The sequence below is a fragment of the Bradyrhizobium altum genome, assembly GCF_020889705.1.
GTDB lineage: Bacteria > Pseudomonadota > Alphaproteobacteria > Rhizobiales > Xanthobacteraceae > Bradyrhizobium > Bradyrhizobium altum.
Window position 1 is genome coordinate 16042 of record NZ_JACMYP010000088.1, and the last position, 14469, is coordinate 30510.

A 14469-nucleotide genomic window follows, 5' to 3' on the forward strand; every position below is an offset into this window, starting at 1 on the left:
CTGTTCCGACCAACGCGCATTGTGAGATCGAAATCGTGATCATCGGCTCAAAGCGAACTTTGGTCTTCGCCTTGCTCCTGCAATTTGCAGCATCGTTTTCGGCCCACGCCCAAAGCTGCTCCGTTACCTCGGCGTCCGGCAACTACGGATCTGTCGACATCCTGGCGGGTGGCGCCGTCGATACGACCTCGACATTTACCGTAACATGCAGCGGCTGCACGCTCGGCTGCACGGTCAATGCGTGTGTGCAATTCAACCAAGGGGCGCCCAACAGCAGCAGCTCGGTTCGATCGCTGGGAAGTGGAGCGAATACAGCAATACACGAGCTCTACTCGGATTCTTCGCGCACGCAGGTCTGGGGATCCTGGGGATATGGTACCACCGCGTACGGCTCCGGTGGCGTCAGCATCAATCTCAGTCTTCCTCTTTTGGGCGGGCCCGCGCAACAAACTCTGACCGTCTATGGGCGCTTTCTCGCCAATCAGCAGGCAACGATACCCGGGACCTACGTCTGGAGTACGACATCTCCGGTCGTCGCCTATGCGGCCTATCTTCTTACAAGCCCAAATTGTTCGTCGAACCCGGGAACGACGACAAATGCGGGCTCCTCGCCCTGGACGGCGACAATCGCCGGAAATTGCATTGTTTCGACCACGCCACTCAACTTCGGTAACGCTTCGCTGTTGACGTCGAATATTGACGGCGTTGGAACGATTTCAGTGAAGTGCACCAATACGACCCCGTACTCGATCGGCCTCGACAACGGACTACATGCAAGCGGCAGCCAACGGCGCATGCAGGCAAGCTCCAGCTTCATCAATTACAATCTCTATACGGACGCGGCCCGGACCAGCGCCTGGACAAGTACGACATCCGCTACAACCTGCACGTCCGGTGCCAATACCTGCGTGCTTGGCACAGGAACAGCGTTGAATCAGAACATTTCAGTCTATGGGCGCGTTCCACCGCAAACCTCGCCCCCTCCGGGAGCCTACGCCGACACCATCGTCGTCACCGTGACCTTCTAGCCCGATCTTCCCGGATAAGCGGTTTGAAAATCCGAACGTCAAAATCGACACAATGCCGATCGCAGAAAATGTCCAACTCCTCCGCCCGCGGCGATGCCGGATCGCGACTTCTCCGTGCTTCCGTCCATCTCGAAAGAAGTTGGCTGGCCCCCTCGCCAGAGGCAGCGGCTGCTATTCAAGCCCGCCAGAAGGGTTTCTTGACTTCCAGAGCGATGTCGCTCCAGGACAGCCCGACATCATGCAAGTCGCGGTCTGTCCATTGCGCCAATTCGCGGCGCTGCCGAACCCGGTCGCGCCAAGTGTGCAGGGTGTCGCTGACCTGCTTCACAAGACCCCAACCATGATGATTTATCATCGACGCCCTGGTCTTCGGTCTCCGGGCACCACACGGGCTCGACCCGCACCTCCCCTTCATCGTCCCTCCTTCGCCCGGCCATGCCAGATCGCGACCGCACCTGCGACCAACACAGCGGCCGATATCACCAGCGAGGCATGTGCGCCCGCAATGAACGCGTTGTCCCCTGCGACCAGCGAGCCGAACAGGGCAACACCAAGCACGCTGCCTGTTTGCCGCGTGGCGTTCAGCACGCCCGCGGCGATGCCGGATCGCGACTTCTCGACACTGCCGAGCAGCGTCGAGGTCAATGGCGGCACGAGGAGGCCGAGCCCGCCGCCGAGGACCATCAGCTGAGCGCCGATCGCCCCGTAGCTCGTGCCTGAGGCCATTGGCAGCAGCGCAACGCAGCCCACGGCTGTAATCACACAAGCCAGCGCAATGGTTTGCGGCGCGCCGAGGCGCTCGCTGACCGACGCGGCGACGAGGTTGGCGGGCAGCACCATGCCCATCATGGGCACGAAGGCGAGGCCCGTTGCGAATGGCGACCAGCCATTGACGTTCTGGAAGTAGAGACTGAGCACGAAGATCAGGCCGTAGAAGGCGATGTTGAAGAGAAGCCCGACCAGAGCGGTCAGCGCGAACATGCGATGGCGGAACAGCGACAGCGGCAGCATCGGGTCCCGCGCATATGTCTCGCGCCATACGAACAGGAGTCCGATTACGACCGCCGCCGCGAAGCCCGTGATGACGAGCGGATGGCTCCAGCCGAGCGCGCCGCCCTCGATCAGGACACCGGCCAGCGCGCCGAGCGCTGTGATCGCCGCGATCTGGCCCGGCAGATCGATCTCGCGCTGCGCGAGCCGCGGCGTCTCCTCGGCATAACGCCACGCGAGCCAGAGGCCGGCGGCGCCAATCGGCAGGTTGACCAGAAAGATCGAGCGCCAGCCGACCAGCGCGATCAGCGCGCCGCCAACTAACGGCCCCGCAGTCAGTGCGACGCTCGCGCCTGCAGCCCAGAAGCCGACCGCGCGGCCGCGCGCCTTCGGATCGGTATACGCGTGGTTGAGCAGCGTCAGCGAGTTCGGCACCAGGATCGCCGCCGCCAGGCCCTGCACGGAGCGAGCAGCGATCAGAAACATCGCCGACGGAGCCAGTGCGCAGGCGAGCGAAGCCACCGTGAAGATTGCAAAGCCCCCTATGAATATCCGTTTGGCGCCAACGCGATCACCGAGCGCACCAGCGGTCAAAATGAAGGCAGCGAATGCGATGGTATAGGCGGTCACCACCCATTGCAGCTCGGCCACGCTGCCGCCGAGCGAGGTGCTGATGCTGCTGAGCGCGGAATTAACGATGGTGATATCCAGCTGCACGACGCCGAGGCCGAGGCTCGTGGCGGCAAGCGCCAGCGCCGCGGCGAGAGGCGAACGGGATGACGCGCTGTCAGAGCCGGCTTGTTCCGGCTGCCTTGTGTTGAGCGAAGTTGTTTGCATTGATCACACTCGGTTGTCGGTGAGATTTTGATGGCTCAGACCAGCTCGCTTTTCGATTATCATTCGATGCCAATCGAATACTTGGAGCGGAGACGATCTTTCGTCCCGTCGCTGCGATGCCTTTCGCTTGGGCTTAGTGGTGTCCAAACAACCTATGTCCCGCGATTGCATCGGTCTTGCAGAAACACTACGGTCTTGACCGAAGTATTCGTGCTTGGCACCGCGTCCTCATCGGCGTAAGAAAAAGACATGGACACGGGACCCAAAATCGCCCAAGTCGCAGCACTCATCGGCGATCCAGCGCGCGCCAACATGCTCAGCGCGCTGATGGATGGCCGAACGTTGACCGCCTCGGAGCTCGCCTATGTGTCTGGCGTGGCGCCGCAGACAGCGAGTGGCCATCTTGCGAAACTCAGCGACGCCGGATTGCTCGCGCTCGCAAAGCAAGGCCGACGACGATATTTCCGCTTGGCCTCTCCGCACGTCGCGCGCGTGCTGGAAGGTCTCATGGTCGTGGCGCAGGAAGGCCCCGCCCGGCGCAATCTCTGGCGCGGCGGAGAGACGCTCCGACACGCGCGGACGTGCTATGACCACATGGCCGGCCGCATCGCGGTCGCAATCGCCGACCGGCTGGTCCAACAGTCGTTTATTCTGCTCGACGAGGATGGCGGACAACTCACCGATGCCGGTCGGTCATTCTTCGATGAGTTGGGCGTCGATCTTCGCCTCGCCTTCAAACGCCGAGTGTTCTGTCGCCCCTGTCTCGACTGGAGCGAGCGCCGGCCGCATCTGGCCGGGGCGGTCGGCGCTGCCATTCTTCATCACGCTCTCGAGCACGATTGGGTTGAGCATGTCAGGGATAGCCGCGCGCTCGTCGTGACTCCCGTTGGCATTAGAGAGCTCGCCACAACGTTCGGCATCGAGGGCGCCCCCCCGACGGACGGCCGCGAAGCGCAGGTTGCATCATTGTCCAGAGGCGGGGTAGCGGTTATCCCGGGTTGAGTCAGCGCCCCGGACGGAGGTAGCAGTGCGATCAGCCGCTTCCGCAGATGACTTCCTTTTTCGTCAAATAGCGAAAGCTCCTTGGTCCACTTTCCCCACCTGCCGTCCCGACGTATGGCCATGGACCGCACCAGTTTCGCACCAGAAACAACCTTTCCAAAACGCAACGAACGCGATCGATCCGAGACGAAAACGCAGGAACATCAACGAATGCTCGCGTTACTCTCCCGCTCATAACGGTCTGGTTGCAGGTTCGAGTCCTGCCGGGCCCACCATTCGATCAAAGCCTTGGCTCCGCGACCCATGCGCGCTGCGTCGATGGAGCCGTTCGGCATCGCCGGCCAGACTCATCACTGCGGTCGCCTCACTCCCAGGCCGCCCGGAAAATGGCGCGGTAGCCGTCGGCATCGACAGGACGCGGATTGGTGGCGGTGGAATGATCCCTCGCCGCCTTCTCCGCCATGTCGTCCAGCACCGAGGCCGGCACGCCCATGGCGCGCAGGCCGCGCGGCAGATTGAGCTCGGCATTGAGAGCATCGAAGAACGCGGCGATGTCGGCATCTTCGGGCAGACCGAGCGCCAGCCGCAGCCGCGGCAGCTTGGCCGCGATCGCCGGACCATTGTAGCGTATCACCGCAGGTATCAGCACCGCATTGAGCGTGCCGTGATGCAGGCTCGGCGACGCCAGGCTGCCAAGCGCGTGCGACAGCCCGTGCACCGCGCCAAGGCCTTTCTGGAAGCACAGCCCGCCCTGCAGCGCGCCCATCATCACTTCGCCGCGGGCGTCGCGGTCATCGCCGTCCCTCACGGCCTGCTTGAGGTGGCCGACGATGCGCGCTGCGCCATCGAGGGCGATCGCATCCGCCGGCGGATTGAAGCGCGGCGACAGAAAGGTCTCGACGCAATGCGACAGTGCGTCCACGCCGGTCGCGGCCGTCAACGCCGGCGGGAGGCCGAGCGTCAGCAGCGGATCGCAGATCGCCCGCGCCGGGATGAGATGCGGACTGATCAGGCCAACCTTCCGGCCGTCCTCGAGCGTGATGAGGGCGGCGCGGCCAACCTCGCTTCCGGTGCCGGCAGTGGTCGGAATCGCGATCACCGGCGCGACGGCCGCAGTGATCCGCGCGACACCGCCATCGATCGCGGCATATTGCGCCAGCGGGCCGGCGTGGGTGGCGAGCAGCGCCACCGCCTTGGCGAGATCGATCGGCGAGCCGCCGCCAAGCGCGATGAGGCCGTCGCATCCGGCCTCGCGATAGCGTGCAAGCGCCTGCAGCGTCGCACGCTCGGTCGGGTTCGGCGGCGTCGCGTCGAACACGACCGGCGCAGTGCCGAGCGGAGCGGTCACGCGCTCCACCAGGCCGGCCGCGACAATGCCGCGGTCGGTGACGAGCATCGGCCGACGGATACCGAGCGCTGCGATCTCATCGCCGAGCGCGTCCGCCTCGCCGAAGCCGAAGCGAATGGTGGTGAGATAGGTGATCAGCGCCATGGCCTGTCGTCCGTTGCGTCGACCGATCAGAGATCGGTGCGTTCTTCGGCGATGTCGCGCCGCTGCTCCATGTTGAAGCGCCCTGCATAGATCGGCCGCCCTCCGGTGGTCGGACCGGGATACTGCACGATCAGGATATCGCCGCCGGTCGCGGTCTCGAACTTGCCTTCGAAATGCGGGTCCGGATGAAAGATCATCGTGCCCGGCGTGTAGAGATTGTCGTCGATCCTGAACTCGCCGCTGAGGATGTACCAGACCTGCGCGAACTCGTGATTGTGGATCGGATGATGCGCGCCCGGCTCCAGCCGCAGGATACCCGCGTTCGGCTCGGTCGGCCGCTCCGGCCGCGGGTGGAACAGCATCTTGCCGGTCTCGCCAGGCCAGCGGATGGTCTCCCACTCCACATCGTCGATGTGCTTCGCCTCATATGGCAGGTGCCTGCCGGTCGCGGTTGCGGTCTGCATGGATCAGTCTCCTTGGGGCTTGCTCTTGGGTGATCGAGGCGGGGCGGCGGCGCTCGGCACGCGCCACCAGTCGAAATGCTCGGCCTTCTGCGGCGACTTCGCAACCACCATCAGGATGCGCGCTTCGTCCTCGCTGATGTTGTCGGCGCGGTGCGGCAGCTCGGAATTGAGGAAAATGCCTTCGCCGGGCGCGAGATCGAACACCTCGGCGCCGACGTGGAAGCGGATGCGACCGCTGATCACGTAGCAGTATTCCTGTCCCGGATGCGACACCATCAGGTCCATCCGGTTCTTGCGCGGGAACGAGAGGTGAAACACCTCCAGATCGTCGTTCGGCATGCCGCCCGCGAACAATTGCCAGCGATAGCCGGTGCTCGGAATGCTCTGGTCTTCACCATCGTCGCCATGGCGATGCAGCGTGACGTGGCTGCGCGACTGGTCCTGCGGCGCAGCGAACAATTCGCTGACGCCAATGTCGAGCGCCTGCGCGATCTGGATCAGATTGGCAACGGAGCTCGACACCTGCCCGCGCTCGAGGCGCGACACGAAGGCGTCGGACAGCCCGGTGGTGTCGGCCAGATCCTTCAGCTTCATGCCACGCTCCTCCCGCAGCGAGCGAATGCGTGCTCCAAGCCTCGCCAGCGTCTCGTCCTGCGTTTTCATTGCTCCGACCCTCTCCGTAATTTGCTTCCTTGTCAATAAAAATTGCTCTACAAGCAATTTCCATTGTGCTCGATGTTGAAATCGCAGGAAATGCCAGCGGTTCTCCGCACCGATGCACAAGCGAATTGCGTATCACGCAACAAAACCAAACAGCAAACAACACGACCTCCGGAGGAGCACCCGACCATGACAACCACTCTCAGGGCCTTATGCGCGGCGATAACCGCGACGCTGCTGCACATTCACGTCGCGCACGCCGCGATGTCCGACAATGTGATCCGCATCGGGGTCCTCAACGACCGCTCCGGCGCCTATGCCGACCTCGGCGGCGAAGGCTCGGTCGTCGCGGCGAAGATGGCGGCGGAGGAGTTCGGCAACAGCATCGGCGGCGTGCCGGTCGAGATCGTCTCGGCCGATCACCAGAACAAGCCGGACATCGGACTTGGCATCGTGCGGCGCTGGTTCGACACGGAGAAAGTCGATGCCGTTGCCGACATTTCCAATTCGGGCGTGGGTTTCGCGGTGACCGCTCTCGCCAAGGAACGCAACAAGATCGTGCTGAACGCGTCGGCCTCCTCCGACTTCACCGGCAAGGCCTGCACCCGGACCTCGTTCCAGTGGGTCTACACGAGCTATACCAACGGCTACGGCCTCGCGCGCGCACTCACGGCGCAGAAGCTCGACAGCTGGTTCCTGATCACGGTGGACTATTCGTTCGGCCACGCCTTCGCCGCCGACATGCGCCGCGCGGTCGAGAACGGCGGCGGCAAGGTGATCGGTGAGGTGCGCCACCCGCTCAACACCGCCGACTTCAGTTCGGTGCTGCTGCAGGCACAGGCGTCCGGCGCCAAGGTGATCGCGCTGGCCAACGCCGGCGCCGACATGACCAACTCGGTGAAGCAGGCGGCCGAATTCGGTATCACACGCGGGCAGGCATTGGTGGCACCGACCGTATTCCTCACCGACGTCGACGCGATGGGCCTCGCCGCCGCACAGAACCTGCAGTTCGTCACCGCATACTACTGGGACCGCGATGCCGAGTCGCGGGCGTGGGCCAACAAGTTCTTCGAGAAGGTTGGGCGGATGCCGACCATGACCCAGGCCGGCGTCTATTCGGCCGTGCGGCACTACTTGCGCGCGGTGCAGGCCGCAAATTCCGACGATGGCCTCGCTGTCGCAGCCAAGATGCGCGAACTGCCGGTTTCCGATTCGTTTGCTCGCGGCACGGTCCGCACGGATGGCCAGTTCGTGCACGACATGTACCTGGCGCGCGTCAAGACACCGGCGGCCTCGAGCCGACGATGGGACCACTACGACATCGTTGCGACGATTCCCGCCGAGCAGGCCTTCCGCCCGCTCGGCGAGGGTGGCTGCGAGTTGGTCTCGCAGTGACAACGCAGGCGGATGGTGGCAACACCATCGTCCGCCATCGCCCATAACGGCCTGTATGCAGGTGGCGAGCGACGTCTCTTGGGCTACGTCGGGCGTGCCTTCGCCGTCGAAGCCTCAATTCGATAGACCGCGGTCCAGCTCAACTGCCGAAATCAGCTGCGCGCCTCGCGCCGAAGAAATTGAGAAATCGGCGTCAAAGCGTCGATCGAAGGCAAACCTGTGCGCGCCTCACCGTATGACGACCAGGGATAGGGGATAGCCGAAAGCCATTGCAGGACAGACGCCTGATAGCTAGCCGGCAGCACACACATGAACTCAATCTTGATGAGCAGCCGCTTGACGCGACCGTCGCCGGCGGCATCAAAATCCCAGGTGTACTCACCGCAGCCGACGCGTACGTCGCCATCGGACTTGTTTGACATCCCCACCAGCCAGTCGCATTGAAACCGTGGAAGGCGATTGGACTCGGGGCGCGAGAGGCAGAAGGTGCGCACATTCTCATACTGCGCTCCAAAGTTTCGTACGAGAACGTCGGTGACGCTCTCCAATCCATGAGCGGAGCTGGGAAAAGAGATTGCGTCGGTCAGGAGCTGCATCTGGAGCTCACAATCCTGCACGAATGCACGCTTCATGAGCTGAGGCAGGTTTCGGTCCTTTGCCTCGATGTACGAGCTGATCGCCTCGGCTGCGGTGATCGATTGGGGCTCACTCAAGAATTCTCTCCACGGCTGCGCGACCAGATGCCAGGTGACGGCGGTGCCAACGACGCCGCAGGAAACAACGAGGTAGGCACCGCTAAACCAGGCCTCACAATATACCGCAAGCTCGATTCCCCGCGCACCGCTGCGAAAGACGATTGCGATCAGGCTGCCGGAAATGCCGAGCACCGATCTGCCTGAATGCCAATGCCGACAGGCGCCCCCATTGGCCAGCGCAGAACGGCCTGCTCGCCCGGGGATCGCACCAGCAGCCGCTCCCCGGCGCACTCGATCTGAAGATCGACGTGGCCACCCTGGTAGATCTGAGCCACAACGCTCCCCTTGATGGCGCACGGCTCCTCGGGCGCCACAACGCTGAACTGCTCGGGGCGGACGAACAGGTCAACGGCCGCGGACTTCTCGAGCCCGGACAGGCTCTCGCCGGACACCTTCACCAGGGCATCGCCAAGCGCGACGATCGCTTGCTTGGCTTGCATACTCACAAGCTGGCCACGCAGCCTGTTGTTGTCGCCGACAAAGCTGGCCACGAACGGGTCCGCCGGGCTGCGATAGACGTCGACAGGCCTTCCGAGTTGCCTGATCCGGCCCTCGGACATCACAGCCACACGATCGGACATGCTCAAGGCCTCGCCTTGGTCATGCGTCACAAAGATCGTGGTCAGACCCAGCTTGCGCTGAATTTCCCGCAGCTCCACCTGCATCGAGGTCCGCAGACTCTTGTCCAGCGCCGAGAACGGCTCATCGAGCAGCAAGACGGTCGGGTTGATGACGAGTGCGCGCGCGAGCGCGACGCGCTGCTGCTGACCGCCGGACAGTTGCCGGGGCTTGCGGTTCTCCATGCCCTTCAGCTTGACCAGCGCCAGCGCATCGGCGACGCGCTTGTCCCGCTCAACCCTGGGGACCCGCCGCGTCTTCAGACCATAGGCGACGTTTTCCGCCACACTCATGTGCGGAAACAGCGCGTAGTTCTGAAACATCATGCCGATGCCGCGCTGGTAGGTCGGAATGTCATTCATGCGCTTGCCTTCGATCGAGATCGAACCGCCGTCCGGCCCCAGAAAGCCCGCGGCCAGCTTGAGCAGCGTGGTCTTGCCGCATCCTGATGGACCAAGCAGCGTCACGAACTCGCTACGGCCAACGCCGAGCGTAACGGCGTTCAGGGCCACGACATCGTCAAATCGCTTGGTCACGGCGTCGAAATGGACCGCCGTTTGTTCCCCTTCAACATTCGCAGACGGCTTCAAGATCCGTGCTCCCTAGTGAGACTGCTCGATATTGAGGACCTTGCCGAGGCCCAGGAACGCATTGGCAAAGGCGATCAAGGCGGCGGTACCGACGATGTACATGACCGACAATGCCGCCATCGACGGATCAGCGAACTCGCGCACGTAATTGTACATCGCGACAGGAAGCGTCTGGGTACGCTGCGAAGTCACGAACAGCGAGGCCGTGAACTCGTTGAACGAGAGGATCGCCGCGAACAGCCAGCCGCTGACGAGCCCGGGCAGCAGCAGCGGCAGGGTGACGGTGGTCAGGACACGAAGCGGTCCGGCGCCGAGGCTCGCAGCCGCGTATTCATAACTCTGATCGAGATTCCTCAGCGAGACATACACGCTGCGCAGCACGAACGGCAGCACCAGGATAACGTGGCAGATCACGACGACCGCAAAACCGCGACTCAGGCCGACTTGCGCCGCGAGGATGAGAAAGCCGAGCCCTACCGTGAAGTGCGGAATCACCAACGGCGAAATCAGGATTCCCTCGATGGCGGACTTGAGCGGAAACTTGTACCGGTCGATGACAAAAGCGAACATGCCGCCAACGCACAGCGCGATCGTCGAGCTCCAGGCCGTGACGATCAGGCCGTTGAAGAACCCTTGCCGGAAATCCTCGTAGGCGAGGGCCCGACCAAACCATCGCCACGACCAGGTCTGCGGCGGAAACGACAGGATCGGCTTGTCGTTGAACGCGGCGATCGTCACGACCGCCGCCGGCAGCACAAGAAAAGCGATGATGACGAGCACCGTCAACAATCCGACCAAGCGGAGCACTCTCTGATAGGTCGAGCGCGGAATCATCAGTGCACCTCGATCTTCTGAAGCGGTCGGGAGGCAAGCTGAAGCAGTCCAAGCACGAGGGCCGTCAAAGCCAGCCCGGCCACGCACAGTGTCGCGGCGAAGGGAAAGTTGAAGCTTGAAAATCCAAGCTGGTAGACCAGATTGGAGATCATATTGACGCGGCCGCCGCCGATGAGTTGCGGCGTGGCGAATGCCGAGAACGTCCAGGCGAACGCCGTCGTGGTGCCGGCGACCACGCCGGGCAAGGACAGCGGCAATGTCACGGTGAGGAACACGCGGATAGGACCGGCTCCCAGGCTTTCAGCCGCTCGGGAATAGTCGCGGTCGATATGGGACAATCCAGCGGCCAGCATGATGACCATGACCGGCAGCGTGACGTGCACGAGCGCAACCACAACGCCGAATGGCGTGAACATCAGCTGCAGCGGCTTGCCGATGATGCCGAGCGACATCAGCAGGGAATTGATGAAACCATTGTTGCCAAGGACGATGATCCACGCATAAGTGCGAACGACCTCGCCCAGAAACAGCGGCGTCACGACAATCACGAGGAGAATGGAGCGCAGGACCGGCTGTTCGACGCGCACAAGCGCGTAGGCCAGCGGATATCCGACGATCAACGTCACGACCGCGGTCATCGCGCACACGACGACGGTATCGAGAAACACGCGCGCGTAGAGCGGTTTGAGAAGGTCGGCGAAATTCGCCAGCGTGAATCCGCCGGGGTCGAGCGATCCCGGCACGTAGGCCCTGAGGCTGTATTGCAGAACCGCAACCATCGCAGCGAGGAACCCGATCGCACAGAGCGTCGCCGGCGCCGTGAAGATGCGCAGAAATGGCTGCTGATTCATGATGCGGGACCGATCTGGCAACGGATCAGTTCATGATGTTTTCGGCGAACCATTTGCGCCATTCCGCCGTCTTGTTGGCGCGCAGCTTGGCGTCGATGTTGATCTGCTGCTTCCATTGCTCCGCCGACGTGAAGACGCCCGGAAGCTTGGCGATTTCAGGATCGATCTTCGCGTTGAGGACTGCCGGGCTCCCCTTCTTCTGCTTCGAGATCTCAGCCTGAATTTCGGGGTCGTAGAGCGCGTTGATGAACTTATATGCGAGATCGACCTTCTTTGACCCCTTCATGACCGCGACGGTGTCGATTCCCAGCACCGCGCCCTCTTTCGGCATCGCGAGCGTGATCGGAATGCCCTGCCCGATCATGTAGTAGGCGTTCATCGAGAGCACGATCTGCACCGGCGTCTCGCCGCTCGCGAGCAGTTGCTGGCTGTTGGCGTCATTGGTGTAGAACGCCTTGAAGTTTGGCTTGAGCGCCTTGAGCTTCTCCTCGCCTTTTTCCCAATGGGCCGGGTCGGCGCCGGCAAGAATGGCGGCGACCGCAATGATGTGACCGGGATCGAAATCCGGAGCGGCCAGCTTGTCCTTCAGTTCCGGTTTCCAGAGATCATTCCAGCTCTCGAACTTGGTATCCTTGATCAGATCGGGGCGGTAGCCGATCGTGTAGACATAGGCCCAGGCGCCGAGATGGTAGGGACTGATCCGCGCCTCGTCCGCGAGGTTCTTCGCATTGGGGATCTTCGATGTATCGATCGTCTCGAACAACCCGTCATTGGCATAGAGCCACCCGACATGCGACGTCGTGAACGTCACGTCGCTTTCGGGATTTCCCTTGGCGAGCTTCTCCTTGTTCAGTCGATCGATGGTGCCGCCGGTGATGAATTCAACCGGGACGCCGGTTTCGGCGGTGAATTTCCTGGCAACCGTCTCGGCCACCAGATCGCGCCAACTGCCGCCCCAGATACCGACAACGAGCTTGTCTTGTGCGTGAGCCGGCAATGCAATCAGAACAGCGATCAACACGGACCAAAGGCGAAGCATAGCTGCAGTCTCCCTCCAGCGAGGGAATGCAGCGCCCGGCTCCAGCTGCAATCCTCGGTCAACTTATCATCTGCTTAATAGTACCTTTTATCAGGCACCTCATCGACCCGCAATAGGTTTGTCTTATCGACAATAGTACCTTTTGCGATTAGCCTGCGCGCCACGTTGGTTGAAATCACGGAGGCAGTCGATGACGACATCGAGGGAAGCTTTAGAGGCCCATCGGCCGTCTGCCGTTCTGAATTCGCTCAAGCGTCTTGGTTTCGGCACCGTCGTCTCTGTCCCCGACAGCTGGCTGGGCGAAATCCTTATTCGCATCGACCAGGAGCCGGGCATGACGCTGGTGCGCGCAACCCATGAAGAGGAGGCGCTTGCGATCGCTTGTGGAAGCCGGCTCGGTGGCGTTCGCACCGCCCTGCTTGTGCAGAATGCCGGCGTACTCAGCATGGGCGCGGGCTTGGTGTCGCTCGCGCAACGTTATCAATTTCCGCTTCTGATGCTGGTGTCCTATCGGGGCACGCCGGATGATCCGGTCTTCTATCATGTGCCGAAGGGCCGAGCGACGGAGCCGGTCTTCCGCGGCATCGGCCTCGCCCATGCCTGCACCGATCGATACCGCCCGATCGGTCCCCAGGTCGAACATGCCGCAACCTATGCGGAAGAAGCCTCATGTCCGTTTGCCCTGCTCATGGGTCGGGAGGATATCCAGTGGTGACCAATACACGACCGAGCCGGGCGGATTACTACAGGGCGCTTGCCGGCAGTCTGCCGTCTCGCGCGCTCGTCGTGACGTCGCTCGGCAATGCTTCGTATTTGTGGGCATCGCTGCATCACGCGCCGGAGAACTTCTACTTCGAAGACGCCATGGGACTGACACTCCCGCTGGCGCTGGGCCTGGCGCTCGCTCAACCGGATCGTCCCGTCATCGCTGTTGAGGGCGACGGCGCCCTGCTCATGCATATGGGAGCGCTCGTCACGATTGGCGCGATGAACCCGCCAAATCTCACCATCCTCCTGATCCAGAACGGCGTTCACGCAGCTTCGGGCGGCCAAGCCTTGACCAACGCGACGCTCGATCTGGCACAGCTGGCGCTGGCCTCGGGAATCAAGCACGCCGAGAACCTGAATGCGCCGAGCGCACTTGCCGCCGGCATCGCCTCAGCCGAAAAGCGCGATGGCGTCGGAGTCCTGGTTCTGGCGACGGAGCCCGACATCGAAGTCGTGCGGCCGCCGATCTCGCTCGATCCGGTCGCGACAAAACATCGCTTCATGGCTGCGATTGAGGCACCACGTTACATCCCGACGCTGTTCGGCGGCGGGATGCTCGAGCGGCCCTAGCCAGCCGGCATTTGCCTTGCGCAAATCCATGGCGGTCCGCTTCGTTGCCGAAGCGGGCCGCCTTTTTTTAGGCGCTCCGACATACCGCTGGGCTGTCGGACGACGCTGCGATCTTAGGCACAGGACGTCGAAACTTTGAACTTGTCGGTCGTCCATCACATAGTACGATGTATAGGACGATGGACTATTTGCCGGTTCGCTCGCTCTTGATGAGGACGACAACAACGATGCACAGCAACCAGGACGCCTTGCGGATCGATGTGGCCGCGTCGATTTCCGTCGGCATGCCCGTCATTCACTTCAATGACGGCGGCTCCCCGGTCCAGACGAATAAGTTTGGTGAGACGGCGGCTGCGGGTCAGCCGCAACGCAGCGAGCATCGAATGCCGGTGCCCCAGGCCTTGCTGATGTGGATTTGCTCGTCATCCGGTGAGGCATGGCCGTCCCTCGAGCTCATCCTGGGCCGCACGCTGTCGCCGCGGAGCCCGATCGGATCCGGCGCTTCATAGGCCATCTGCTTCCGGGTTAGCCGATCGCAAGGCCCCTGGCACAGGCTGGCGCCATTCGCCGCCGGCC

The 14469-nt window shown here is 62.6% G+C and carries 16 protein-coding genes; 6 read left to right on the plus strand and 10 right to left on the minus strand.

What is annotated here, in order from left to right; translation table 11 throughout:
* The first annotated feature begins 35 nt into the window (after window positions 1-35).
* The gene (locus H8B02_RS21595; protein WP_229168096.1) at window positions 36-1028 is read left to right on the plus strand and encodes a Csu type fimbrial protein; all 993 of its coding nucleotides are present in this window, start codon (window positions 36-38) and stop codon (window positions 1026-1028) included.
* Window positions 1029-1203: 175 nt separating this feature from the next.
* On the opposite strand, the gene H8B02_RS21600 is transcribed toward H8B02_RS21595, so the two are convergent.
* Window positions 1204-1443: a DUF1127 domain-containing protein gene (locus H8B02_RS21600; RefSeq protein ID WP_376711697.1), complete on the minus strand. Its 240-nt coding sequence runs from the start codon at window positions 1441-1443 to the stop codon at window positions 1204-1206.
* Complete coding sequence (locus tag H8B02_RS21605) at window positions 1440-2855, minus strand: MFS transporter (protein WP_229168098.1); 1416 nt, start codon at window positions 2853-2855, stop codon at window positions 1440-1442. The genes H8B02_RS21600 and H8B02_RS21605 overlap by 4 nt, the downstream gene beginning before the upstream one ends.
* Before the next feature lie 249 nt (window positions 2856-3104).
* On the opposite strand from H8B02_RS21605, the gene H8B02_RS21610 reads away from it, so the two are divergent.
* Window positions 3105-3857, plus strand: coding sequence for an ArsR/SmtB family transcription factor (locus H8B02_RS21610; protein ID WP_229168099.1), 753 nt, complete (start codon window positions 3105-3107; stop codon window positions 3855-3857).
* 364 nt (window positions 3858-4221) lie between these two features.
* Here the strand turns inward: H8B02_RS21610 and gbd are convergent, their stop codons facing one another.
* From gbd to H8B02_RS21625, 3 genes are read right to left on the minus strand one after another with little or no spacing between them, the layout of a single operon-like run.
* Window positions 4222-5349, minus strand: a complete 1128-nt coding sequence (gene gbd, locus H8B02_RS21615) for a 4-hydroxybutyrate dehydrogenase (RefSeq protein ID WP_229168100.1) — start codon at window positions 5347-5349, stop codon at window positions 4222-4224.
* Between the two features lie 26 nt (window positions 5350-5375).
* Window positions 5376-5813 carry a cupin domain-containing protein gene (locus H8B02_RS21620; protein WP_092116247.1) on the minus strand — a complete coding sequence of 146 codons (438 nt, stop codon included), beginning with the start codon at window positions 5811-5813 and terminating at the stop codon, window positions 5376-5378.
* Between the two features lie 3 nt (window positions 5814-5816).
* Window positions 5817-6476 carry a helix-turn-helix domain-containing protein gene (locus tag H8B02_RS21625; protein WP_283842225.1) on the minus strand — a complete coding sequence of 220 codons (660 nt, stop codon included), beginning with the start codon at window positions 6474-6476 and terminating at the stop codon, window positions 5817-5819.
* A gap of 186 nt (window positions 6477-6662) precedes the next feature.
* On the opposite strand from H8B02_RS21625, the gene H8B02_RS21630 reads away from it, so the two are divergent.
* Window positions 6663-7868, plus strand: coding sequence for an ABC transporter substrate-binding protein (locus H8B02_RS21630; RefSeq protein ID WP_229168102.1), 1206 nt, complete (start codon window positions 6663-6665; stop codon window positions 7866-7868).
* A 152-nt stretch (window positions 7869-8020) separates the two neighbouring features.
* On the opposite strand, the gene H8B02_RS21635 is transcribed toward H8B02_RS21630, so the two are convergent.
* Genes H8B02_RS21635 through H8B02_RS21655 form a run of 5 tightly spaced genes read right to left on the minus strand, consistent with a single transcriptional unit; the run spans window position 8021 to window position 12555 of the window.
* Window positions 8021-8755 (minus strand): hypothetical protein, encoded by a 735-nt coding sequence (locus H8B02_RS21635; RefSeq protein WP_229168103.1) that lies wholly within the window; start codon window positions 8753-8755, stop codon window positions 8021-8023.
* Window positions 8731-9831: an ABC transporter ATP-binding protein gene (locus H8B02_RS21640; protein WP_229168104.1), complete on the minus strand. Its 1101-nt coding sequence runs from the start codon at window positions 9829-9831 to the stop codon at window positions 8731-8733. Before H8B02_RS21640 ends, H8B02_RS21635 begins: the two co-directional genes overlap by 25 nt.
* A 12-nt stretch (window positions 9832-9843) precedes the next feature.
* Window positions 9844-10638: an ABC transporter permease gene (locus tag H8B02_RS21645; protein WP_229168113.1), complete on the minus strand. Its 795-nt coding sequence runs from the start codon at window positions 10636-10638 to the stop codon at window positions 9844-9846.
* Window positions 10639-10664: 26 nt separating this feature from the next.
* A complete protein-coding gene (locus tag H8B02_RS21650) occupies window positions 10665-11516 on the minus strand; it encodes an ABC transporter permease (RefSeq protein ID WP_229168105.1) in 852 nt (283 codons plus the stop codon).
* Window positions 11517-11541: 25 nt separating this feature from the next.
* The gene (locus H8B02_RS21655) at window positions 11542-12555 is read right to left on the minus strand and encodes an ABC transporter substrate-binding protein (RefSeq protein ID WP_229168106.1); all 1014 of its coding nucleotides are present in this window, start codon (window positions 12553-12555) and stop codon (window positions 11542-11544) included.
* Window positions 12556-12745: 190 nt separating this feature from the next.
* On the opposite strand from H8B02_RS21655, the gene H8B02_RS21660 reads away from it, so the two are divergent.
* From H8B02_RS21660 to H8B02_RS21670, 3 genes are all read left to right on the plus strand, one after another.
* A complete protein-coding gene (locus tag H8B02_RS21660; protein ID WP_229168107.1) occupies window positions 12746-13270 on the plus strand; it encodes a thiamine pyrophosphate-binding protein in 525 nt (174 codons plus the stop codon).
* Window positions 13271-13341: 71 nt separating this feature from the next.
* Complete coding sequence (locus H8B02_RS21665) at window positions 13342-13893, plus strand: thiamine pyrophosphate-dependent enzyme (RefSeq protein WP_229168108.1); 552 nt, start codon at window positions 13342-13344, stop codon at window positions 13891-13893.
* Between the two features lie 179 nt (window positions 13894-14072).
* Window positions 14073-14402 carry a hypothetical protein gene (locus H8B02_RS21670; protein WP_229168109.1) on the plus strand — a complete coding sequence of 110 codons (330 nt, stop codon included), beginning with the start codon at window positions 14073-14075 and terminating at the stop codon, window positions 14400-14402.
* Window positions 14403-14469: the final 67 nt, after the last annotated feature.

What these genes read in the sequence shown, in the direction of transcription:
- H8B02_RS21630 (WP_229168102.1), top strand. Translation starts at nt 6,663, where the DNA reads ATGACAACCACTCTCAGGGCCTTATGCGCGGCGATAACCGCGACGCTG.
- H8B02_RS21600 (WP_376711697.1), bottom strand. Translation starts at nt 1,443, where the DNA reads ATGAAGGGGAGGTGCGGGTCGAGCCCGTGTGGTGCCCGGAGACCGAAG.
- H8B02_RS21620 (WP_092116247.1), bottom strand. Translation starts at nt 5,813, where the DNA reads ATGCAGACCGCAACCGCGACCGGCAGGCACCTGCCATATGAGGCGAAG.
- H8B02_RS21660 (WP_229168107.1), top strand. Translation starts at nt 12,746, where the DNA reads ATGACGACATCGAGGGAAGCTTTAGAGGCCCATCGGCCGTCTGCCGTT.
- gbd (WP_229168100.1), bottom strand. Translation starts at nt 5,349, where the DNA reads ATGGCGCTGATCACCTATCTCACCACCATTCGCTTCGGCTTCGGCGAG.
- H8B02_RS21625 (WP_283842225.1), bottom strand. Translation starts at nt 6,476, where the DNA reads ATGAAAACGCAGGACGAGACGCTGGCGAGGCTTGGAGCACGCATTCGC.
- H8B02_RS21670 (WP_229168109.1), top strand. Translation starts at nt 14,073, where the DNA reads ATGGACTATTTGCCGGTTCGCTCGCTCTTGATGAGGACGACAACAACG.
- H8B02_RS21610 (WP_229168099.1), top strand. Translation starts at nt 3,105, where the DNA reads ATGGACACGGGACCCAAAATCGCCCAAGTCGCAGCACTCATCGGCGAT.
- H8B02_RS21605 (WP_229168098.1), bottom strand. Translation starts at nt 2,855, where the DNA reads ATGCAAACAACTTCGCTCAACACAAGGCAGCCGGAACAAGCCGGCTCT.
- H8B02_RS21650 (WP_229168105.1), bottom strand. Translation starts at nt 11,516, where the DNA reads ATGAATCAGCAGCCATTTCTGCGCATCTTCACGGCGCCGGCGACGCTC.
- H8B02_RS21655 (WP_229168106.1), bottom strand. Translation starts at nt 12,555, where the DNA reads ATGCTTCGCCTTTGGTCCGTGTTGATCGCTGTTCTGATTGCATTGCCG.